This is a genomic window from Pseudomonas marginalis (assembly GCF_001645105.1).
In the GTDB taxonomy this organism is placed as follows: Bacteria; Pseudomonadota; Gammaproteobacteria; order Pseudomonadales; family Pseudomonadaceae; genus Aquipseudomonas; species Aquipseudomonas petroselini.
Genome location: NZ_LKEG01000041.1, coordinates 287,545 through 312,778 on the forward strand (window position 1 = coordinate 287,545; position 25,234 = coordinate 312,778).

The 25,234-nt window shown below is 65.4% G+C and carries 2 protein-coding genes; both read right to left on the reverse strand.

All coding sequences use genetic code 11. The features are described from left to right. Positions 1-1,055 precede the first annotated feature (1,055 nt). Positions 1,056-12,377 carry a non-ribosomal peptide synthetase gene (locus AO064_RS15795; RefSeq protein WP_064053927.1) on the reverse strand — a complete coding sequence of 3,774 codons (11,322 nt, stop codon included), beginning with the start codon at positions 12,375-12,377 and terminating at the stop codon, positions 1,056-1,058. Beyond that, positions 12,374-25,234, reverse strand: coding sequence for a non-ribosomal peptide synthetase (locus AO064_RS15800; RefSeq protein WP_064053928.1), 12,861 nt, complete (start codon positions 25,232-25,234; stop codon positions 12,374-12,376). Before AO064_RS15800 ends, AO064_RS15795 begins: the two co-directional genes overlap by 4 nt.

Genomic DNA, 25,234 nt, shown 5'->3' on the forward strand with positions numbered 1-25,234 from the left:
GAGATCAAAAGCCAGATCACAAGCAGATCAAAAGCAGGCTGATATCTACCTGATGTATGGAGATCAACTTGTGGGAGGGGGCTTGCTCCCGATAGCAGTGGGACAGCCATATCTGCATCAACTGATACACCGCCATCGGGGGCAAGCCCCCTCCCACATTTGAACCGCGATCGACAATCGCAATACCGGTCGGCTCTAAGGCCGCCGCGCCCTGCTTTGGCTTTGGCTTTTGACCTTCGGCGCCCCGTAAACCCACGCTGGCCGAACGCAGGCTTTGGAGCGTGGGTAACCCGGCAGGACGCCGAGTTAGCCGCGGACTGATATCTAACTGATGTATAGAGATCAAACTGTGGGAGGGGGCTTGCCCCCGATAGCAGTGGGACAGCCACAGATGCATCAACAGACACACCGCCATCGGGGGCAAGCCCCCTCCCACATTTGGACCGCGATCGACAAACGCAATACCGGTCGGCTCTAAGGCCGCCGCGCCCTGCTTTGGCTTTTGATCTTCGGCGCCCCGTAAAACCACGCTGGCCGAACGCAGGCTTTGAAGCGTGGGTAACCCGGCAGGACGCCGGGTTAGCCGCGGACTGATATCTACTTGGTGTATGGAGATCAAACTGTGGGAGGGGGCTTGCTCCCGATAGCAGTGGGACAGCCAAAGAGGCATCAACAGACACACCGCCATCGGGGGCAAGCCCCCTCCCACATTTGAACCGCGATCGACAATCGCAATACCGGTCGGCTATAAGGCCGCCGCGCCCTGCTTTGGCTTTTGATCTTCGGCGCCCCGTAAAACCACGCTGGCCGAACGCAGGCTTTGGGGCGTGGGTAACCCGGCAGGACGCCGGGTTAGCCGCGCTTGGCCAAGGATGGCCCATCGCGGCGGCCCACGCTCCAAAGCCGGAGTGAGGGCATGCCGAGCCTAGGCGAGGCACCGAGTGGTGNAGACCTTTTGGTTACTTTTGGGGCGTTTGCCAAAAGTGACCCGCTGTAAGAGCGGAACCCTAAGTGGCCATTACCGCAGCAATGGATATGTACTCGGTATACAGCCTTCAAGACACCACCTCCCCAACCACAACCCCACCCAACCACCACCGCGCCAACCCAAAAACATTCGGCGCCTTGAGCAACGTAAAGTGATTCCCCCCGCCATACCAAACCTGCAACCCACTCCCCTGCCGCCGCCACCCCTCAATCATCCCCCCCTGCTCCCGCTGATTCCCCGCCGCATCCAGCGCCGGGTCTTCAGCCAATACCAATCGCACCACCCCGTTAAAACGCTGAACAGGCCGATACGCCGTGCGCAAAGCCGCCGCATACGTCCGCCCCGGCCCATCCATCGCATCCACCGCGGCGCGCGCCGGCAACAACCCAACGCCGACCATCCCTGCGTGTAGCCGCTGGCGCTGCGTCACCTCATCACACCCGGCAAAGTCGACCCGATCAATCCCCAGCGATTTCCCGGCCGACAACTGCATCGCCTCAATCAAGCGCATCAACGCCGCCGTGGTGGTGTAAACCTTCGCGGCCCCACCAGGCGACTCACTGTCGATCACCGTCAACGACGCCACCTCCCGCCCGGCCGCCTGCAACCGCAACGCCATCTCCAGTGCGACCCAACCACCAAATGAGTGCCCGACCAAATGCACCGGCCCCTGCGGACACGCTTGCTCCAGCGCCGCCAAGTAACACCGCGCCGCCGCTTCCACCTGGCTATGGGGCACCGCCTCCCCCTCCAACCCGCGCGGCTGCAAGCCGAACAGCGGCCAGTCGCGCCCTAGCGCTTCGCCTAGGCCCACAAACCCGGTGACGCTATCTCCGGCCCCCGGCACGCAGAACACCGGCGCATACCCCGCCCGGCCACTCTGAATTCGCAGCAACGGTTGATGCTGCGCCTGAACCACCGGCGCACTCGTCGCCAAGGCCTCGGTCAGCGCCTGCCCCAGCGCGTGGATATGCGGCGCCTGCATCATGCTCTGGTGATCTCCCGGCACCTCCACCTGGCGCAATTGCCCTGGCGCCAAGGCATCGATCCAACCCAGCGAATCACTGCGTCGTGACAACTCGGTCGGACGCTCACTCGCGCTGAACAGATGCACCGCAACCGGCAACGGGAACACGCTGTAGTGCGCCAGCGCATGCCCGTGCCCGACTTCCCGTTCGATAAAGCTCAAGAGGTCCGCGTCCGCAGCCGCCGCCATTTGCGCGTATAGCAGACCTTGATCGCGACAGCGTTGCAGCAGGTCCGCAAAGTCCAGCTGTCCAATCTGCGACTCCAATTGCCCAAGGCTCGCCAGTTCATCCACACCTCCCTGTGCTTTCCAATACGCCGTGCACTGCAACAACAAGTGCCGCTTAAGCGCGTCCGGCCCGCTCCAGCGCGCCTTACCCTGGTCGGTCATGCGCGGCACGTAGCTGTCAATCAAACCGAGGAATGCCACCGGTTCATCCAGCCCCAATAGTTGCATTGCCACTTCATAGGCCAGCACTCCGCCGAACGACCAGCCGGCGACCCGGTAAGGCCCATGGGGTTGAATGCCGCGAATCAACCCGACCAGCCGCGCGGCAAGGCCTTCCATGGTGTTCAGGTGCGGCTCGCCCAGCGCCAAGCCTGGCAGGCCGTAAATCGGATAGTCACCGGGCAGATGCTGGCCCAGCGCCGGGAAATACACGTCCATGCCACTGAACTCATGGACCAGGAACAACGGCGCTTGCGTCCCGCTGCTGCGCACCGTGATCACCGAGGTGTCGCGCACCGGCGCATCCGTACGCTGGCGCAGCATCGCGGCCACCGAGGCCACGCTGGCGTGCTGGAACAGCTCGGCCAGCGACACCGCCAACCCCGCTTCGTCCATCAGGCTGACCAGCCGGATCGCCAGCAATGAATGCCCGCCCAACTCGAAGAAGCTGTCATGACGACCGACTTGCTCCACCTTCAACACCTCGGTCCACAGCGCCGCCAGGCTCTGCTCCAGTGCATCGGCTGGCGCCTCGAAATCGCGGCGGTTCAAGGCTTCCAGGGCAGGCACCGGCAAGGCTTTGCGGTCGACCTTGCCGTTGGCCGTCAACGGCAGGTGCGCCAGCGGCACAAAGGCCGACGGCAGCATGTATTCCGGCAGTTGGCCCTGCAGGTAGGCGCGCACACTGTCGATGGCGACGGGTTCATCGGCCCAGGTGAAATACGCCACCAGGCGCTTGTCTCCCGGCGCGTCCTCACGGGCCAGCACCACCACATCCTGAATACCCGCGAAGGTCGCCAGGCGCGCTTCGATCTCGCCCAATTCAATGCGGAAACCACGGATCTTCACCTGGTCGTCATTGCGCCCGATGCATTCCAGCAGGCCGTCCGCCGTCCAGCGGCCGAGGTCGCCGGTGCGGTACATCAAGGCGTCCGCGTCGAATGGGTCGTGCACAAACTTTTCAGCCGTCAGCGCCGGTCGATTCAAGTACCCCTTGGCCACGCCATCCCCGCCGATGCAGATTTCACCGGTCACGCCCAATGGCACCGGCTGCAACTGCGCATCCAGCACATGGATCTGTGTATTGGAAATCGGTCGACCGATGGGCACGCTGTCGGCGTCCTCCGCAAGCGACCGGACTTCGTAGGTAGTGGCGTAAGTGGTGGTTTCGGTCGGTCCGTAGCAATGCACCAGGCGCAACGCCGGTGCACGCGCCAACAGGCTGCGGAATGCCGCCGGGTCGGCACGCTCGCCGCCGCACAGCAGGATGCGCAAGCCCGCCAGGGCCTGGGGAATCAGCTGCACGTACTGGTTGAACAGCGCCGTGGTGACAAACAGCACCGTCACGTCCGCCAAGGCCACGCCAAAGGCCGTCGGATCGAGCAAGGTGGCGTGGTCGATCACCTGCACCTGGCCGCCGTTGAGCAACGGCCCCCATACGTCCATGGTGCTGGCGTCAAACGCCGGGTTGGAGGCAAAGGCCACGCGGTCGCTGGCGTTGAAGTCGGCGTAGCCGTTGTTGAGCACCAGGTGCGTGATGCCGCGATGGGGCACCAATACGCCTTTGGGCGTGCCGGTAGAGCCGGAGGTGTACATGATGTACGCCACGCTGTCGGAGGACTGCGACAGGTCCGGGTTGTGGCTCGGTTGCGGATCGAGGGCCAGGGTGTCCAGGTCCAGGCGCTGCGCCGGGTAGTCAACGGACGCGTCGCTGCGGGTCAGCAGCCAGGCCGCACCACTGTCCTGCAGCATGAAGCCCTGGCGCTCGGCGGGGGCGTTGATATCCAGCGGCACATACGCGGCAGCGCATTTGAGCACGGCCAACTGGCTGACCAGCAGGTCCAGCGAGCGCGGCAGCAGGATCGCCACATGATCGGCGGGACGCACCCCAAGGCCCATCAGATGATGAGCCAGGCGATTGGCGCGCGTGTTGAGTTCGCCGTAACTCATTGTCACGACGCCGTGTGACTGCTCGCCCTGCAGCGCCGCCAGCGCAGCAGGACGGGCCTGGGCCTGGGCTTCGAACAGGCGTTGCACCGTGTGCTCGCGCGGAAAGTGCCGCGTGGTGGCATTGAAATCCAGCAGTTGCTGGCGTTCGGCGGCGGGCAGGATCGGCACGTGGCTGATGGCAGTCGTACCGCCCTGTTCCAACGCCTGCACCACCTGCTCCACGGCAACCTGCAGGTAATCGCACAAACGGCGGGCGCCCTGCCCCACGGCCTTGAGGGAGAACCCCTGACCCAGGTCATCCACGCTCAACGACAGGCCGTAGTTGCTGTGCTCCTCGGCCTTGAGCAACTGGATACCCTGTAACGCCTCGGTTGCCGCTTGCGGCGCGCTGTGGCGATAGTTGAACAGCGTATTGAACAGCGGCGTCGTTGCGGGCACGCCACTGCAGCGCTGGGCCAATGCCAACGGCGCCTGCTCATGGCTGAGCAAGTGGGTAAGGCGCGTGTGAGTGGCCCGCAAGGCGTCGCGCACCGAGTGCTGGCCCAGGTCGACCCGCAGCGGCAGGGTGTTGATGAATACGCCCATGGCGCGTTCGGCGCCTTCACCGCCTTGCAGGCGGCCGAGCATCACGGTGCCGAACACCACCTGCTCGCGGCCCGAGACCTTGCCCAGCACCTGGGCCCAGGCCAGGTGCATCAGGCTGGCGGCGCTCACCCCGGACTGGCGCGCCTGAGTACGCAGGCGTTGGCTCAACGCCGGGTCGAGGGCCCGTTGCACTTGCTCCGTGCGGCCCAGGCTGTCGACTTGTGTCGGTTCATCGATCTCGCCGAGCATCTCACGAAAGAACGCCTCGTGATCGTCAACGCCCAGGCGGGTCTGGGCCACATAGTTGCGGTACGGCACGGCCGCGCCCAACGTGTGCTGCGTGCCCGACAGGAACGCCTGCAGTTCGTGTTGCAGGATCTCCAGGGCGACGTGGTCCATCACCAAGTGGTGAAACAGCAACGTGGCAGTGTCCTCGGTGCACACCAGGCGCATCAGCGGTGCCTGGGCCACATCGAGCCGTTCCGGCACCGGCCCGTTTTCGACGCACAGCGGGGCTTCGCGCCATACCACCTGCACTGGCTCTTCCAGGCCGTCCCAATGGAATGACGAACGCAGGATGTCGTGACGCTGGATCACCGCCTGCAAGGCCAGGGCAAACGCGTGCATCCGCTGCGGGCTGTCGAACGCAAACTGCGCCCGCAGCACATAGTCGTCGCCGGTCTGCACCGCGCGATGGTGATAGAGCATGCCGGCCTGCAACGGCGCCAGCGGGTAGATGTCCTGCACATTCGCCGCACCACCGGGGATGCAGGCGACGATACGCTCGATGGCCAGCTGATCCAGCGGGATCAACGGCAACATGTCCGGGGTGATATAAGCGCAATCGGCCGCAATGCCATTGTCCGGCACCGCGACTTCACGACCACCGCCCAGCGCCGCCGCCAAGGCCGACAACGTGGGCTGACCGAACAACACCTTCACATCCGCCGACAACCCGAGGCGGCGCATGCGTCCCATCAGGCTGACCGCGAGCAGCGAGTGCCCGCCCAGCTCGAAGAAGTTGTCGTGACGGCCCACGCGTTCAACGTTGAGCAGTTCGGCCCAGAGGCTGGCCAAGGCAATTTCGGTATCGCCCTGGGGTGCTTCGTACTCACGCGCCACCACTGAATCCAGGCCCGGCGCGGGCAGTGCCTTGCGGTCGAGCTTGCCGTTGGGGCTCAGCGGCAAGGCGTCGAGATGCACGAAAATGGCCGGCACCATGAATTCCGGCAGATGGTTCAGCAGGTGAGCGCGCAACGCGTCGATTTCGCTGAAAGTACCTGTGTAGTAGGCAATCAGCCGATTGTCGCGGGCGATCACGGCGGCTTCGCTGACCGGTGGGTAGTCGGTGAGGCGTGCCTGGATCTCCCCCAATTCAATACGCAGGCCACGGATTTTCACCTGATCGTCATTGCGCCCCAGGTACTCCAGCGTGCCATCCGCCAAGTAGCGGCCGACGTCACCGGTGCGGTACAGGCGGCCATCGGTGAACGGGTCCTTGAGGAAACGCTCGGCGGTCAATTCAGGCCGGTTCAGGTAGCCGCGCGCCACTTGTACGCCGCCGATGAACAACTCGGCGACCACGCCCAATGGCACCGGCTGCAGGTGGGCATCCAACACGTACATACGGGTATTGGCGATCGGTTTGCCAATCGGTGTGTTGTCCGGCGTCACCGCACCGGCGCAGTTCCAGGCCGTCACATCGACGGCGGCTTCGGTCGGGCCATACAGGTTATGCAACTGGCTGCCTGGCAACTGCTGCTTGAAGCGCCGCACGAGGCTGCCGGGCAAGGCTTCGCCGCTGCACATCACGCGGACTAACCCTTCGGCCTGGCTCACATCGCCATGGGCCAGGAACACATCCAGCATCGACGGCACGAAGTGCAGCGTGGTGATGCGCTCAGCCGCAATCACCTCGCACAGATAGGCCGGGTCTCTGTGGCCGCCAGGGCGCGCCATCACCAGGCAGGCGCCGGTGAACAGCGGCCAGAAGAACTCCCACACCGACACATCGAAGCTGAACGGGGTTTTCTGCAGCACCCGGTCATGGGCTTGCAGGCCATAGGCGTCCTGCATCCACAGCAGGCGGTTGACCACGCCGGGGTGGTCGTTGATCACGCCCTTGGGCTGGCCGGTGGAGCCGGAGGTGTAGATCACGTAGGCACTGACGCCAGCCACTGGCAGGTTATCGACGGGTTGGTGCTGCCAGGTCGGCTGGTCCAGGTCGACCACGGCCACGTCCCCCAGCAGTGCACGTGTCGCGCCTTGGGCCAGCACCGTGACAGGCGCGCTGTCTTGCAGCATGTAGGCGATACGCTCCAGCGGATACGCCGGGTCCAGCGGCACATAGGCGGCACCGGCCTTGAGGATCGCGTACAGGCCGATGACCATGTCCAGGCCCCGTTCGACGCAGATCGCCACCCGTGAATCCGGCTGCACGCCAAGCGCCAACAGGTGGTGAGCGAGCTGGTTGGCCCGCGCATTCAGCTCGGCATAGGTCAATACCTGGTCACCGGCCTTGACCGCCACGGCATCCGGCGTACGCATCGCCTGCCCTTCGAACAGGCCATGCAAGGTCTGGTCGAGGTTGTACGCCACCTCGGTGGCATTGAAGTCGAACAGCAGATGCTGACGCTCGCGCTCGTCCACCAGCGGCACCTGCTCCAGCACCGCCTGGTCGTTATCGACCATGGCCTGCAGCACGCGGGTGAAGTAACCGATATACCGCTGCACTGTCGACTCATCGAACAGCGCCACCGCGTATTCCAAAGCACCGATGATCGTGCCCTGCACTTCCCCCAGGTCCAGGGACAGGTCGAACTTGGCAAAGTGGCTGTTCTCGACGATACCTTCCAAAGCCAGGTCGCCCAGGGCCAGGGTCGGCGCGCTGCTGTCCTGCCAGGTCAGCAGGGTCTGGAACAGTGGGCTGTGGGCCAGGCTGCGCGGCGGGCGGGTGACTTCCACCACTTGCTCGAACGGCAGGTCCTGGTGGGCCTGCGCCGCCAGGGCCTGGGCCTTGACCCGCGCCAGCAGCGCCTCGGTGCTCGGCTCGCCGGAGGTGTCGATGCGCACCGCCAGGGTGTTGACGAACAGGCCGATCAGCCCTTCCACCTCGCTGCGCGTGCGATTGGCCACGGGTGAGCCGATCACCACATCCTGCTGCCCGGACAACCGCGCGAGCAACGAGGCCCAGGCGCTCATCAGGGTCATGTACAGCGTGGTGCCGTGACGTTGGCTCAGCGCCTTGAGCCCGGCGGTGAGGCGTTCGTCCAGGCGCACGTCGACGCTGCTGCCGGCGTAGTCCTGCTCTGCCGGGCGCGGGCGGTCGGTGGGCAACGTGAGCAAGGCCGGCGCACCCGCCAGCGTCTGCTGCCAATAGGTGCTCTGGCGGTGCAGCACTTCACCGCTGAGCCACAGGCGCTGCCACACGGCGAAGTCGCCGTACTGGATCGGCAACGGCGGCAATGGGTCCGCCTGGCCGTGGCTGAAGGCCTGGTACAGCGCCATCAGTTCACGGGTGAGCACGCCCATGGACCAGCCATCGGAGACGATGTGGTGCAGGGTCAGCAGCAACACATGGTGATCGTCAGCCATGACCACCAAACGCCCGCGCAGCAGCGGCCCGCGCTCCAGGTCGAAGGGTGCCGAGGCTTCGCCGTGGATCAACGCGTCCAGCGCCTGCTGGGGTTGCGGGTGGCGGCGCAGGTCCTGCACTTGCAAGGGCAGCACGTCTTCGGCGGGTACGATTAATACCTGGGCGTCATCGCCGTGCTGGGCAAAGCGGCTGCGCAGGGTTTCGTGGCGCGCGACGATGCGGGCCAGCGCGCGTTGCAGCGCCTCGACGTGCAACTGCCCACGCAGACGCAGGCCGATAGGAATGTTGTAGGCGGTGTTGGCGCCTTCCATCAGCGCCAGGAACCACAGGCGCTGCTGGGCGAAAGACAGCGGCGTGTCTTCGTCACGATTGGCCGGGAGGATATCCGGCAAGGTGCTGCGACCGGACTGGGCCAACACCTCGGCGACCGCCGCGAGTTCGGCATTGGCAAACAAGTCGCCGAGCAGCAACTCCACGCCGAGGCGCTGGCGGATCTGCGAGACCATGCGCATGGCCAGCAGGGAATGCCCGCCCAGCTCGAAGAAATGATCGCGACGCCCCACCCGCTCCACTTGCAGCACATCGGCCCAGATCTGCGCCAGCACGTTTTCGATTTCACCTTCGGGGGCCACGTACTCGCGGGTAAACACAGCGGCCATGTCCGGCGCCGGGAGGGCCTTGCGGTCGAGCTTGCCGTTGGCGGTCAGGGGCAACGCGTCCAGCTTCACGTAGGCGACCGGCACCATGTAGTCCGGCAAATGCGCCACCAGGTGGGCGCGGAGTTCGGCCACCACCAGCGGGTCGAGTTGGCGGTTTTCGGTGAAATACGCCACCAGCCGCTCTTCACGCACCAGCACCACGGCTTCCTGGATACCCGCCAACTGGTTGAGCTGGGCTTCGATTTCGCCCAGTTCGATGCGCATGCCACGGATCTTCACCTGGTCATCATTGCGGCCCAGGTACTCAAGATTGCCGTCCGGCAGCCAGCGCGCCAGGTCGCCGGTGCGGTACATGCGCCCGGCGTTGAACGGGTCGTGCAGGAAGCGTTCGGCGGTCAGCTCCGGGCGGTTCAGATAGCCGCGCGCCACACCTTTGCCGCCCACGTACAACTCCCCCGCCACACCCAGCGGCACCGGCCGTTGCTGCTCATCCAGCAGGTACACCGTGGCATTGGCGATGGGTTTGCCGATGTGCAACGGCTGGCCGGCCTCGACCTTGCCGGAGGTGGCGACCACCGTGGCTTCGGTGGGGCCATAGTTGTTGATCAGGTCAAAGCGCTGCGCCCGGCCGAACTGGCGCAGGCGATCACCGCCGATCAACAGGGTGCGCAGCGTCGGGTGTTCGATCTGCTGGCTGAAGGCGTACTCGGCCACCGGCGTGGGCAGAAAGCACACGTCCAAGGGCTGCGCGCACCACCAGGCCAGCAGCGCGTCGACATCCTCGGCGCCGTCATGGGCCGGTGGCAGGTGCAGGGTCGCGCCGACGCAGAGCGCCGGCCAGACTTCCCAGGCCATCGCGTCAAAGCCGAACCCGGCAACACTGGCAGTGTGGCGCCCGGCGCACAAGTCAAAGGCGTTGCAATGCCAGTCCACCAGATTGGCGACGGTGTGGTGCTCCACCATCACGCCCTTGGGCAGGCCGGTGGAGCCGGAGGTGTAAATCACATAAGCGAGGTTGGACGGCGTGACCGCCACCTTGGGGTTGCTCGCCGAATGGTGCTGCCAGGTGTAGCGATCGAGGTTGATCACCGGCACATCCAGGGCCGGCAGGCGTTCCAGCAAGGCCTGCTGGGTCAACACCGCCACCGGGGCGCTGTCGCTGAGCAGGTAGTTGAGGCGCTCGGCCGGGTGCGACGGGTCCACCGGCACATAGCAGGCGCCGGCCTTGAGAATCGCCAACAGGCCGGCCAGGGTGTCCAGGCCACGGCGGGCGACGATGGCAACGCGGTCGTCGGGCTTGACCCCCAGCGCCAGCAAGTGATGGGCCAGCAGGTTGGCTTGCTGGTTGAGTTCGGCATACGTCTGCTGGCGGCCCTGATGCACGGCGGCAATCGCATCAGGCGTCAGCGCGGCCTGGGCTTCGATGCGCCCGTGCAGCGTGGTGCCTTGGGGGAAATCCGTGTGGGTGGCGTTGAAGTGTTCCAACAACCACTGCTGCTCGGCGAACGGAAGCACTAACACTTGGTTGAGCGCAGTGCCTGGCGCCTGCTCCAGCGCGGTCAGCAGGTTCTCCAAGGCGGTTTGCACGTAGGCACACACGCGCTGCGGATCGACCAGGTTGCTGGCCAGCAGGCTCAGGGCAAAGTCATCGCCAAGGTCGTCGACACTCAGGGTCAAGGGGTAGTTGGTACGTTCCTCTGCGCTCAACGCAGCGATCCCCTGCCAGGCCGAGATCGCTTCGTCACTGGCGGCCGAGGCACTGTGGCGATAATTGAGCAAGGCGCTGAACAACGGCGTCGGCGCCACCACGCCACTGCACCGCTGGGCCAGCGCCAACGGTGCGTGTTCATGCCGCAGCAACGTCGTCAGCCGCGCATGAGTCGCCTTGACCCCGGCGCGCACGTCCTCGCTGCCCACGTCCACGCGAAACGGCAAGGTGTTGATGAAGATACCCAGCGCCCGGTCTGTGTCATGACTGCCCTGCATGCGGCCCATCAACACCGTGCCGAACACCACCTGTTCCTTGCCGGCCAACACCCCCAGCACCTGCGCCCACCCCAAATGGAACAGGCTGGCTGCGCTGACCCCCAGTTGCCGTGCCTGTGCTCGCAGCCGTTGCGACAGCACCGCCGGCAGCGCCAGGTGTACCTCGCTAATGCCCCGCGCATCGCCCTGCACATCGCTCAAGCCAAACGGCAAGGTGGGCTCGCTGATGTCGCCAAGCATCTGGCGGAAGAAGTGTTCGTGTTCCTGCTCGCTGATCCCCAACCGCGCCTGAGCCACATAATTGCGAAACGGCACGGCCTGGCCCAACGCCGCGCCCTGTCCCAACAGGTAGGCCTGCAGCTCGTGGCACACCACTTCCAGGGCGCTGTGATCAAGGGCCATATGGTGGAACAGCAGGCTGGCAACGATACGTTGATTGGCCACGTCTTCGGCCCGCACCAGACGCAGCAACGGCGCCTGGGACACGTCGAGGCGATAGTGGCGAGCATCGAACAGGGCGTGCAGTTGCGTGGCGATGTCGCCGTCGGCCGGGTCCAGCGCCAAGGCCTGCACCGGCAGGCGCGCGCGGCGCCACACCACTTGCGACGGTTGCTGCACACCCTCCCAGACCACCCCTGTGCGCAGGATGTCGTGACGGTCCATCACCGCTTGCAGCGCCTGGGCAAACGCCTCGAAACGTTCCAGGCTGTCGAAGGAAAATTGCGATTGCATCACGTACGGGTCGCCCCGCTCGGCACTGACGTGGTGGAACAGAATGCCTTCCTGCAACGGCGCCAGCGGGTAGATGTCCTGGATATTCGCCACGCCGCCGTCGACGCTGGCGACGATACGGTCGATTTCGTCCTGGCTCAGTGTCGACAACGTCAACATCGCCGGCAGGATGCGTTCGGCGTCCGCCGGGATGCCATTGGCGGGCACGTCGACCACGCCCGCCTTCGTCGCCGAGTATTCACCGGCCTTGATCAGTTCGATCAACGCCGGTTTGTGCTCGCGCAAGGCGGCGAGGATTGCCGGGTCGCTCAAGGCTTGCTTGTTGCCCTGCACCGATAGCTGTTCGCCCTTGAGCGCCAGCTGGATGTCCTTGGTCTTTAGCGTCGCCAGCAGTTGGTTGATGCTCACAGGACGATCTCCATTCGTTCAGTCAATGCGGCGTAGCCAGCCAGGGTCGGCTGTTCGAACAATGCGCGCACGTCGGCTTCCATGCCTTCCTGGCGCAAGCGCCCGATCAGGCTGACGGCGAGCAGCGAGTGCCCACCCAGTTCAAAGAAATTGTCATGCCGCCCTACCCGCTCCACGTTGAGCAGTTCAGCCCAGAGCCGGGCCAGCAGGATTTCGGTGTCCCCTTCGGGGGCTTCGAACGCGCGTACCCGCCGTGCGTCCATGCCCGGTGCCGGCAGGGCCTTGCGGTCGAGTTTGCCGTTGGGGCTCAAGGGCAACGCGTCGAGGTGCACGAACAGCGCAGGCACCATAAAGTCCGGCAGGTGCAATAGCAGTTGGGCACGCAGGCTTTCGACGGGCGTGTGCTCGCCGGTGTAGTAGGCAACCAGGCGCTCGTCGCGGGCCACCACCACGGCGTCCTTGACCGATGCGTGTTCGCTCAAGCACGCCTGGATTTCCCCCAGTTCGATACGCAGGCCACGGATTTTTACCTGGTCGTCGTTACGCCCCAGGTACTCGATATTGCCATCGGGCCGGTAACGGCCCACGTCCCCTGTGCGGTACAGGCGCCCGCCGGTGAACGGGTCCTTGAGGAAGCGCTCGGCCGTCAGTTGCGCACGGTTCAAGTAACCCCGCGCCACCTGCACCCCGCCGATAAACAACTCGCCCACCACGCCCAATGGCACCGGTTGCAACTGTGCATCCAGTACGTACATGCGGGTATTGGCGATGGGTTTGCCAATCGGTGTGTTGTCCGGCACTTCGGGCCGCGCACAGTTCCAGGCGGTCACGTCCACCGCCGCTTCGGTGGGGCCATACAAGTTGTACAGGCCGATGCCCGGCAATTGCTGCTTGAAGCGCCGTACCAGGCTGCCCGGTAGGGCTTCGCCGCTGCACATCACACGGACTAACCCTTCGGCCTGGCTCACATCGCCATGGGCGAGGAATACGTCGAGCATCGACGGCACGAAGTGCAAGGTGGTGATACGCTGCGCCTCGATCACTTCGCACAGATAGGCCGGGTCCTTGTGCCCGCCCGGACGCGCCATCACCAGGCGCGCACCGGTGAACAGCGGCCAGAAGAATTCCCACACCGACACGTCGAAACTGAACGGGGTTTTCTGCAGCACCGCATCCTCAGCGTTGAGCCCGTAGGCGTCCTGCATCCAGAGCAAGCGGTTGACCACCCCGGCGTGCTCGTTGATCACCCCCTTGGGCTCGCCGGTGGAGCCGGAGGTGTAGATCACGTAGGCGGCGTGGCGAGCGGTCAGGCCCGGGACCTGGGGGTTGGTCGCGGGCTGGTGCTGCCACGTGACGTGATCAAGCTCGATCACCGGCACGTCGCCCAGCAGTGCGTGGGTGGTCGCTTGCGCGAGGACCACCACCGGCGCGCTGTCCTGCAGCATGTAGGCGATGCGCTCCTGGGGGTAGGCCGGGTCCAGCGGCACGTAGGCGCCGCCGGCCTTGAGGATGGCGAACAGGCCGACCACCATGTCCAGGCCACGCTCGAGGCAGATCCCCACCCGAGTATCCGGCAGTACGCCGCGCTCACGCAGATGATGGGCCAGGCGATTGGCGCGTTCGTTGAGTGCCTGGTAGGTCAGCCGTTGCTCTGCGGCAATCACCGCCACCGCCTCCGGCGTGCGCTCGGCCTGGGCTTCGAACAGCCCCTGCAGAGTCTGATCGAGATCGTACGGCACCTCGGTTGAGTTGAATTCGACCAGCAGCGTATTGCGCTCTTCGGCGCCCAGGATCGGCAAACGATCGAGCGCGTGTTGCGGCGCGTGCTCCAACGCCTCGACCAGGCCCGACAGCGCGGTCTGCAGGTAATCGCACACGCGTTGCGCATCGACGCGTGCCAGGGCGGTGATGTCATAGCCATCGCCCAAATCGTCCACGTTCAAGGTCAACGGGTAGTTGGTACGTCCGTCGTTGACCAGGGTCTGCATGCCTTCCCAGGCCTGCTGCGCCTCTTGCGAGCGGGTGGCCGCGCCACGGTGACGGTAATTAAGCATTGAGCTGAACAGCGGGGCCGGGGCAGCGACCCCACTGCAACGCTGGGCGAGCGCCAGGGACGCGTGTTCATGGCCGAGCAAGGCGCTGAGCCGTTCGTGGGTCGCCCGTACGGCGGCACGTGCGCCTTGACCGTCGATATCCAGGCGCAGCGGCAACGTATTGATAAATACCCCCAGGGCGCGGTCTGCGCCCTCGCCGCCTTGCAGGCGTCCGACTAATACGGTGCCGAACACCACGCTGTGGCGGCCCGATGTCGCCGCCAGCACCTGGCCCCACGCCAAGTGAAACAGGCTCGCCGTGCTCACCCCCATCAGCCGGGCCTGGGCCCGCAAGCGGCGGTTGAGGTCGCTGTGCAGGCGCAGGCTGTGCTCCTCGATGGCGCTGCCGTCGCCGCGGACGTCCTGCCAGCCGAAGGGCAAGGTCGGCTCGTCGATGTCGCCGAGCATTGCGCGGAAAAAGCCTTCGTGCTCCTGTTCGCTCACGCCCAACCGCGCCTGAGCCACGTAGTTGCGGTACGGCATCGGTGCAGCCGCTGGCACTTGCCGGCCGAGCAGGAAGCCCTGCATTTCCCGCAGCACGACGTCAAACGCGGTGTGGTCGAGGACGATGTGGTGGTACAGCAATACCGCGACCACCCGTTGATGGACGGGATCCTGGGCGTACATCAGGCGGATCAGCGGGGCCTGGCTGATGTCCAGGCGATAGCGTCGTGCATCGAAACGTTCGTGCAGGCCGGCCAGTACATCGCCTTGCAGGTGCAGTGCCTGCACCTGCAGTTCGGCGGTGCGCCACACCACCTGCAGCGGTTGCGCCAAGCCCTCCCAGACCACGCCGGTGCGCAGGATATCGTGACGATCGATCACCTGTTGCAACGCTTGGGTGAAGGCGTTGAGACGTTCGAGGCTGTCAAACGCCAGGTGCGTTTGCAGCAGGTACGGGTCGCCCTGCTCAGCGGTGATGTAATGGTAGAGAATGCCCTCTTGCAACGGCGCCAGCGGGTAGATGTCCTGCACATTGGCCGTGCCGCCGGGTACTTGCGCGACCACTTGGTCGATCGTTGCCTGGTCGAGCTCCACCAAGGTCAGCAGGTCCGGCGTAATGCGCCGGCAGTCGGCGGGAATGCGATTAACCGGCACCTGCACTTCGCGGCCACTGCCGACGGCGGCGGCCAGTGCAGCCAGGGTCGGCTGGCTGAACAGCACGCGCACATCGGCACTCAGGCCGACCTGGCGCATGCGTTCGATCAGGCTGACGGCCAGCAACGAATGGCCGCCCAGCTCGAAGAAGTGGTCATGGCGACCGACCTGTTCGACGTGCAAGACCTCGGCCAAAATGCGCGCCAAGGTGGTTTCAACTTCGCCTTGGGGCGCTTCGTATACACGGGTCAGCAGCGCGGCGTGATCGGGTTCCGGCAGCGCCTTGCGGTCGAGCTTGCCGTTGGCGGTCAGCGGTAATGCGTGCAGCTTCACATAGGCGACCGGGACCAGGGCATCGGGCAATTGGGCTTGCAGCTGCGTGCGCAGGGTGTCGATGTCCAGCGGTTGCTGTGCGGTGAACCAGGCAATCAAGCGACCTTCGCGCACCAGTACCACCGCTTCGCCGACGCCGTCCAAGGCGGCCAGGCGGCTTTCGATTTCCCCCAGTTCCACCCGTACGCCGCGCAGCTTGACCTGGTCATCGTTACGCCCCTGGTACTCGATGTTGCCATCGGGCAGCCAGCGCGCCAGGTCGCCGGTGCGGTACATGCGCCCGGCGTTGAACGGGTCTTGCAGGAAGCGTTCGGCAGTCAGGTCGGGCCGGTTCAGGTAACCCCGCGCCACCCCGCTGCCGCCCACATACAGCTCGCCCGTCACCCCCACCGGCACCGGGCGCAATTGCGCGTCCAGCAAGTAGACGCTGGCATTGGCGATCGGCCGACCGATATGCAACACCTGCCCGGCGCGCACGCGGCCGGAGGTGGCAACCACGGTGGCCTCGGTGGGACCGTAGTTGTTGATCACCGCAAAGCGCCGCTCGTGAGTGAACTGACGCAGGCGATCGCCGCCGATCAGCAGGATGCGCAACGTAGGGTGTTGCAGCTGCTGACTGAAGGCGTATTCGGCCACCGGCGTCGGCAGGAAGCTGACGTCCAGCGGCTGCGCCAGCCACCAGGCCAGCAGCTCATCGATGTTTTCATTGCCGACGTTGGCCGGCGGCAGGTGCAAGGTGGCCCCCACGCACAGTGCCGGCCACACCTCCCAGGCCATCGCATCAAAACCGAACCCGGCGACGCTGCTGGTGTGGCCCGTGGCCCCCAGGCCAAAGGCTTCGCAGTGCCAATGCACGAGGTTTTCCACGGTACGGTGTTCCACCATGACGCCCTTGGGCTGGCCGGTGGAGCCGGAGGTGTAGATCACGTAGGCCAGGTGCGCCGGGGTCAGCGTGTCGAGTGGTGGGTTGGTGATTGCTAGCTGCTGCAAGCGTGGGTCATGCAGGTCTACGCTGGCGACCTCGCCCAATAAAGCGCGGGTACTGGCTTCGGCCACCGCCACCACGGGTGCGCTGTCGTGCAGCAGGTAGGCGATGCGCTCGGCGGGATACGCCGGGTCGATGGGCACGTAACCGGCACCGGCCTTGAGGATGCCCAGCAAGCCCACCAGCATCTGCGGGCCGCGACGGCAGCAGAGCGCGACACGGTCGTCGGGCTGTACACCGAGTGCCAGCAGGTGATGGGCCAGTTGGTTGGCGCGCTGGTTGAGTTGTTCATAGGTCAACGCCTCACCGCCTTGCAGCACCGCGACGGCCTGGGGTTGGCGTTCGGCCTGGACCTCAAAGGCACCGTGGACGGTCTGCCCCTGCGGGAAATCATGGACGGTAGCGTTGAAGTCGCGCAGCAGGGTTTCGCGTTCCGTCGCCGGCAGCATCGGCAGTTGGTTGAGCGCGGCCTGTGGTGCGCTTTCCAAGGCGGCCACCAACTGCTCCACAGCGTTGTGCATGTAGGCGCACAGGCGCTGGGCGCCGATCTGCGGCAGCGCCAACACGGTCAGGCCGAAGCCCTCACCCAAATCGTCCACGCTCAAGGTCAACGGGTAGTTGCTGCGCTCTTCACCGCCGAGCAATTGCACGCCTTCCCAGATGCCATGGCCATCGCGGGCCATTTCGTCAGGGCTGCTGTGACGGTAGTTGAGCAACGCACTGAACAACGGCGATGCGTTCGCCACGCCGCTGCAACGCTGGGCCAGCGCCAGGGACGCGTGTTCATGGCCGAGCAAGGCGCTCAAGCGCCCATGAGTCGCCTTGACCGCAGCAGCGGCAGTCGCCGCCACGTCGACGCGCAGCGGCAGGGTGTTGATGAACATGCCCAGCGCGCGGTCCGCACCGTCACCGGCCTGCATGCGGCCCATCAACACGGTGCCGAACACCACGTCGTCACGCCCGGACACCAGCCCCAGCACCTGTGCCCAGGCCAGGTGCATCAGGCTCGCCGCGCTGACCCCCAACTGCCGCGCCTGCTCGCGCACCCGCCGTGCCAGCGCGGCGTCCACCGGCTGTTCGGCCTCTTCGATATCACGCCCATCGCCCTGCACGTCCTGCACACCGAACGGCAAGGTCGGTTCCTCCACGTCGGCGAGCATGTCGCGGAAGAACGCCTCGTGCTCCTCCACGCTGACGCCCAGGCGCGCCTGGGCCACGTAATTGCGAAACGGCGCCGCCACGGGCAAGTCCTGGGCCTGGTTGAACATGAACGCACGCATCTCCTGGCCCACCACGGCCATGGCGGTGTGGTCCAGCGCCAAGTGGTGGAACAGCAGGATCGCGGCGACCCGGTTGTGCTGCGGATCCTGGGCATACACCATGCGCAGCAATGGCGCCTGGGTGATATCCAGACGGTAGTGGCGAGCGTCGAAGCGTGCGTGCAGCTGCTCGATGATGCCGCCGTCCGCCGGGTCCAGGGCAACCTCCTGGACCCTCAACTGCGCCTCGCGCCACACCACTTGCACCGGGCTGTCCAGGCCTTCCCAGACCACGCCGGTACGCAGGATGTCGTGGCGGGCCACCACCTGTTGCAGCGCGCCCATGAACCCATGCAGACGCTCCAGGCTGTCGAACGCCATGCGCGATTGCAGCAGGTACGGATCGCCCTGCTCGGCGCTGATGTGGTGGTAAAGAATGCCTTCCTGCAACGGCGCCAGTGGGTAGATGTCCTGCACATTCGCCGCACCACCCGGCACGTTCGCGACAATACGCTCGATGGCCGCCGGGTCGAGCCGCACCAACGTCAGCATCGACGGGGTGATCTGCGTGCAACCCAGCGGAATACCATTGGCCGGCACCACGACTTCCCGGCCGCTGCCCACTGCAGCGGCCAGCGCCGCCAGGCTTGGCTGGTTGAACAAAACGCGTACGTCACAGCTCAGGCCAACCTGGCGCATGCGCTCGATCAGGCTGACCGCCAGCAACGAATGCCCGCCCAGTTCGAAGAAATGATCATGACGCCCGACCCGCTCCAGCTTGAGCACGTCCTGCCAGATCTGCGCCAGCTGGGTTTCCACTTCGCCTTCCGGGGCTTCAAAACCACGACTTAACAGCGCGCTCTGGTCCGGCACCGGCAGACCCTTGCGGTCGAGTTTGCCGTTGGCGGTGAGCGGCAACAGCTCCAGCCACACATACGCCGACGGCACCATGTAGTCCGGCAACTGGCCCTGCAAATGCGCACGCAGGGCTTCGATCTCCAGCGCTGCACCGGCCGTGTAGTAGGCGACCAGGCGTTTGTCGCCCGGCTCGTCTTCACGGGCCAGCACCACGGTGTCTTTCACGCCAGGGAAGCTGGCCAGGCAGGTTTCGATCTCGCCGGGCTCGATACGGAAACCACGGATCTTCACCTGCAGGTCGTTGCGCCCCTGGTACAGCAAGGTGCCGTCCGCCTGCCAGCAAGCCAGGTCACCGGTGCGGTACAGCACGCCGTCGCCAAACGGGTTGGGGATGAATTTCTCGGCGGTCAGTTGCGGCTGGTTCAAATAGCCCGTGGCGACGCCCGCACCGCCGATGTACAGCTCGCCGACCACGCCCAGCGGCACCGGTTGCTGGCGCGCGTCCAGCACGTAGGCCTGGGCATTCGCGATCGGCTTACCGATGGGAATACCGCCCTCGCCGACCCGAGTGATTTCAAAGGTGGTGGAAAACGTGGTGGCTTCGGTGGGCCCGTAGCCGTTAAGCAGGTGCTGGGGTTTGCCGTGTTCGAGCACCCGGCCGATCACCTGCGGGTCGAGCACGTCACCGCCGACAATCAGGTAGCGCAACTGGGGGAAGACCGGCATCAGCGCATCGGCGTACTGGTGGAACAGCCCCGCGGTCATCCACAGCACGCTGACGGATTGCTCCTGCAACAGCGCAGCGAACGCGGCCTGGGACAACAGCACCGCGTGCTCGACCACCACCACGCAACCGCCATTGAGCAACGGCGCCCACACATCCAGGGTGCTGGCGTCGAACGCCGGGTTGGAGGCGAACGCCACGCGGTCCCGCGCGTTGAACTCGGCATAGCCGTTATTGAGCACCAGTCGCGAGATGGCGCGGTGCGGCACTTGCACGCCTTTGGGCGCACCGGTGGAACCGGAGGTGTAGAGGATGTAGGCGACACTCTCCGAGGACTGGGGCAGTTCAGGGTTACGCGGCGACAGGCCGTCCAGGTTCAGGTCGACCAGGCTGGTGAGCACCCGATGCGCGCCACTGTCTTGCACGATAAACGCCTGGCGCTCGACCGGCGCATTGACGTCCAGCGGTACATACACCGCCGCGCATTTGAGGATCGCCAGTTGGCAGATCAACAGGTCGAGCGAACGTGGCAGCGCAATCGCCACGCTTTCGCCCGGCTGCACGCCCTGGTTGAGCAGGTGATGAGCCAGGCGGTTGGCGCGCCGGTTGAGGTCGCGGTAGCTCAACGACAGCGGGCCATGCACCGCTGCCACCGCTTCCGGACGGGCCAGCGCCTGGGCTTCGAACAGTTGATGCACGGTGAGGTGCGCTGGGTAGTCACGGGCAGTGGCATTGAAGTCCACCAGCAATTGGTGGCGCTCGGCGGCCGGCAGGATCGAGATGGCCTGCAGCGGCGTGGTGGGCGCCTGCTGCAAGGCGGTCACCAGGTGGCGCAACGCGGTGAGCATGTAGTCGCCCACGCGCTGCACGTCCAGGCTCGCCACGCCTTGCACGGTCAGGGTAAAGCCTGTGCCCAGGTCATCGACGTTGAGCACCAGCGGGTAATTGCTGCGTTCTTCGGAACTGAGAATCTGGATGCCGGAGGCCGCGAACGGGCTGTGCCCCGGCGCCTCGCCCGGTGCGCTGTGACGATAGTTGAGCAAGGTGCTGAACAACGGCAGCGAACCCGGCACGCCACTGCAACGCTGGGCCAGGGACAACGACGCGTGCTCATGCCCGAGCAACTGCGCCAGGCGCGCGTGGGTGGCGCGTACACCGGCTTGTACGCCGACGCTGCCCAGGCTGACGCGCAGCGGCAAGGTGTTGATGAACATCCCCAGCGCCCGGTCGGCGCCCTCGCCGCCCTGCATGCGCCCCAGCAACACGGTGCCGAACACTACCGCCTGCTGGCCGGACACTTGCCCGAGCACCTGCGCCCAGGCCAGGTGCACCAGGCTCGCCGTGCTCACGCCCAATTGCCGCGCCTGTTCGCGCAAGCCCAGGCTCAAGGCCGGTTCCAGCGGCAGGTGGGCTTCAAGGATGCCGCTGCCGTCGCCATTCACGTCCTGCAACCCGAAGGCCAGGGTCGGCTCGTCGATATCGCCGAGCATCTCGCTGAAAAATGCTTCGTGCTGCGCCTGGCTGACCCCAAGCCGTGCCTGGGCCACATAGTTACGGTACTGCACGGCGTCGGGTAATTGCGCGCTGTTGCCGGACAGGCTCGCGCTCATTTCTTCCACCAACACCTGCAGGGCGGTGTGGTCCAGCAGGATATGGTGCAGCAGCAGGATGCCGACGAAACGGTCCTGTTCCTCGGCGTAGGCAAAACGCATCAGCGAGGCACGGCTCAGGTCGAGGCGGAAGTGACGAGGATCGAAGCGTTGCTGCAGTTGCTCAAAAGGCTCGTCGATACGCTCGACGGCCAGCGCGGCCTGGCGCAACACCACCTGCACCGGCTCATTGAGGCCTTCCCAGAGGATCGCGGTGCGCAGAATGTCATTGCGCTCGATCACGCTGTGCAGGGCCTGGATAAACGCGTCCACCGCCGCCTGGTCGTTGAAGCTGAACTGCACCTGCAACACGTAGGGATCGCCCTCGGTGGTTGCCAGGTGATGATAGAGAATACCGGCCTGCAACGGCGCCAGGCCGTAGATGTCCTGCACGTTGCTGATGCCGCCGGGCACGCGCTGGATGATGTGGTCGAGGGCCGCCTGGTCCAGTTCCACCAGGGGCAGCATGTCCGGGGTGATGTGCGTGGTGGCGTGGGTTATCAGGTTGGTCGGGACCTGTACCTCTTGCTGCCCGCCCACCGCCGCCGCCAGTGCCGCCAGGGTCGGCTGGCCGAATAGCACACGCACGTCGGCGCTGAGGTCAACCTGGCGCATGCGTTCGATCAGCTTGACCGCCAACAGCGAATGGCCGCCCAGTTCGAAGAAGTTGTCGTCACGCCCCACGTGCTCGAGCTTGAGCAGGTCTTGCCAGATCGCCGCGATGGCGCTTTCCACCGCGCCTCGGGGGGCTTCATAGCCCCGTCGAGCGAGGGCATCGGCGTCCGGTGCGGGCAGTGCCTTGCGGTCAAGCTTGCCGTTGGTGGTCAACGGGAATTGATCCAACTGCACAAAGGCGCTGGGCACCATGTGTTCGGCCAGGCTCAGCAGCAGGTGGTCACGCAGGTCGGCGGCGCGCAGTGCGCCTTCGGCAATCACGTAGGCCACCAGGCGCTTGTCACCCGGCGCATCTTCACGGGCGATCACCACGGCGTCACGCACACCCTCGGCGCTGGCCAGGTGCGCTTCGATCTCGCCCAGTTCGATGCGGAAACCGCGGACTTTCACCTGGTCATCGTTGCGGCCCAGGTATTCGACGCTGCCGTCGGCCAGCAGTCGACCGAGGTCACCCGTCTTGTACATACGCAGGCCGGTGGCCGGGTCGGGCAGGAAGCGCTCGGCGGTCAGCGCGTCACGGTTGAGGTAACCGCGCGCCACACCGGCGCCGCCCACGTACAACTCACCGACCACACCCAGCGGCAACGGCTCGCGACGCGCGTCGAGCACATACAGTTGCAAATCGGGAATGCGCACGCCAATCGGGCTGACACCGACCAGTTGTGCATCCGCCGCCTCCAGGGCGCGGTAGGTCACGTGCACGGTGGTTTCGGTGATGCCGTACATGTTCACCAGCTGCGTGCCGGCGTTGATCGCCCGGGCGTACCAGGGCTTGAGCATGCCCGGCTCCAGCGCTTCGCCGCCGAAGATCACCTGGCGCAGGGAATGGGACTGCGGGTTCTGGCCCTGTGCGGCGATCAATTGGCGGAAGGCGCTGGGCGTCTGGTTGAGGATGCTCACGCCCGCTTCGCACAGCAGCGTGTAGCACTCGTCCGGTGAGCGGCTGACCAGTTGCGGCACGATCAGCAACTGGCCGCCGTGCATCAGTGCGCCCCAGATTTCCCAGACCGAGAAGTCGAAGGCGAAGGAGTGAAACAGCGCCCAGACGTCGTTGCGGTTGAAGTCGAACCAGTGCTCGGTGGCCGTGAATAAGCGGGCGACCTGGCGGTGCTCGATCATCACGCCCTTGGGCTGGCCGGTGGAGCCGGAGGTGTAGATCACATAGGCCAGGTGGGCCGGGCTGACGTTGACCCGCGGGTTGACGATGGATTCACCGCGCAGGCCGTTGAGGTCGACCTGTGGCAAGTCGCCAACCAGATGGCGCGTGTTGGCTTGTACCAACACGGCCAAGGGTTCGCTGTCGGCCAGGGTGTAGGCGATGCGCTCCAGCGGGTACGCCGGGTCGATCGGCACGTAGCCGGCGCCGGCCTTGAGGATGCCCAGCAGGCCGATGATCATTTCCGGGCCACGCGCCACGCAGATCGCCACGCGGTCATCCGGGCGGATGCCCTGGGCCAGCAGGCGGTGGGCGACTTGGTTGGCGCGCTCGTTGAGCTGGCGGTAGGTGAGGCGCTGGTTGTCGAAGCGCAAGGCAATGGCTTCAGGCTGGGCGGCGGCGTGGGTTTCGACGTGCTGGTGGATCAGGGCGGTGTCGGCGTAAAGCGCGGGGCTGTGATTGAAGCGATGCAACAGGCTGTGGCGTTCGGTGTCGGGCAGGATAGTCAGGCCGCTGAGCGGCATATCCGGTCGCTGTTCAAGGGCCTCGGCCAGGCTTTCCAGAGCGGTATGCAGGTAGGTGGCGACACGTTCGGCACCGATGGACGCGTCGACCATCACGGTCAGGGCGAAATCTTCACCCAGGTCATCGACGTTGACCGTCAGCGGGTAGTTGGTGCGTTCCTCGGCGTTGAGTACGCGGATGCCCTCGGCGATCTCGATCACCTCGGCCATGTCCGTGGCGGCGCTGTGGCGGTAGTTGAGCATGGCGCTGAACAGCGGCGTCGGTGCGGCAACGCCACTGCAACGCTGGGCCAGCGCCAGGGAGGCATGTTCGTGATTGAGCAAGGTGGTGAGGCGTTCGTGAGTCGCCTTGACCCCGGCGCGCACGCTCTGCTCGCCCACATCTACGCGCAAGGGCAAGGTGTTGATGAACATGCCCAAGGCCCGCTCACCGCCCTCGCCCGCGCCCATGCGGCCGAGCATCACGGTGCCGAACACCACCGCGTCGCGTCCAGAGACCACGCCCAATACGCGCGCCAACGCCAGGTGCATCATGCTCGCCACGCTCACGCCAAGCGGTCGCGCCAGGGTGCGCAGACGGCGGCTCAGTGCGCTGTCGACGGCAAGGCGTGCCTCATCAATACCCAGGCCGTCGCCCTGTACGTCCTGCAAACCGAAAGGCAGTGTCGGTTCCTCGATATCCGCCAGCATCTCGCGGAAAAAGGCCTCATGGGCCTGCTCGCTGACGCCATGGAGCACCTGGGCGATGTAGCTGCGAAACGGCACCGGTTCTCCCGCCTGGGATTGCTCGCCGGCCAGGTACAACTGGATTTCATGGCGCACCACATCCAGGGCGGTGTGGTCGAGGATGGTGTGGTGAAACAGCAGGGTTGCCGCCACACACCCGGTGAGCGAATCCTGGGTAAACACCAGGCGCAGCAGCGGTGCCTGGCCCAGGTCCATGCGGTCGTTGCGCGCATCGAAATCCACGGCTTCGCACGCCAGGCTTGCCTTGCGCCACACCACTTGCAGCGGTTCGTCGAGACGCTCCCAGACTATCGAGGTGCGCAGGATATCGTGGCGATCGATCACCCATTGCAACGCCTCGGTAAAGGCGTGCAAACGTGCGCGACTGTCGAACTCGAAATGCGCGTGCAGCACGTAGGGGTCACCCTGCTCCGCCGACAGATGGTGGTAAAGCATGCCTTCCTGCAGCGGCGCCAGCGGATAGATGTCCTGCACATTCGCCGCGCCCCCAGGGATGGCCGCGACGATACGGTCGATAGCCGCCTGGTCGAGGCTGACCAGCGGCAGCATGTCCGGCGTAATGCGGTAGGCCGGACTCAGCCAGTCACCGCCATGCTCGGCCACCAGTGCCAGCAGCCGGGGTTTGTGAGCAATCAGTTGATCCCACAGCGCATCATCCAACGCCTCGTCGTCACCGAGGATGATCAGGTCGCCTTCTTCCAGTTGCAGACGGATCGCATGGGTGGAAATCGCTGCCAATAATTCGCTGAACTGCAT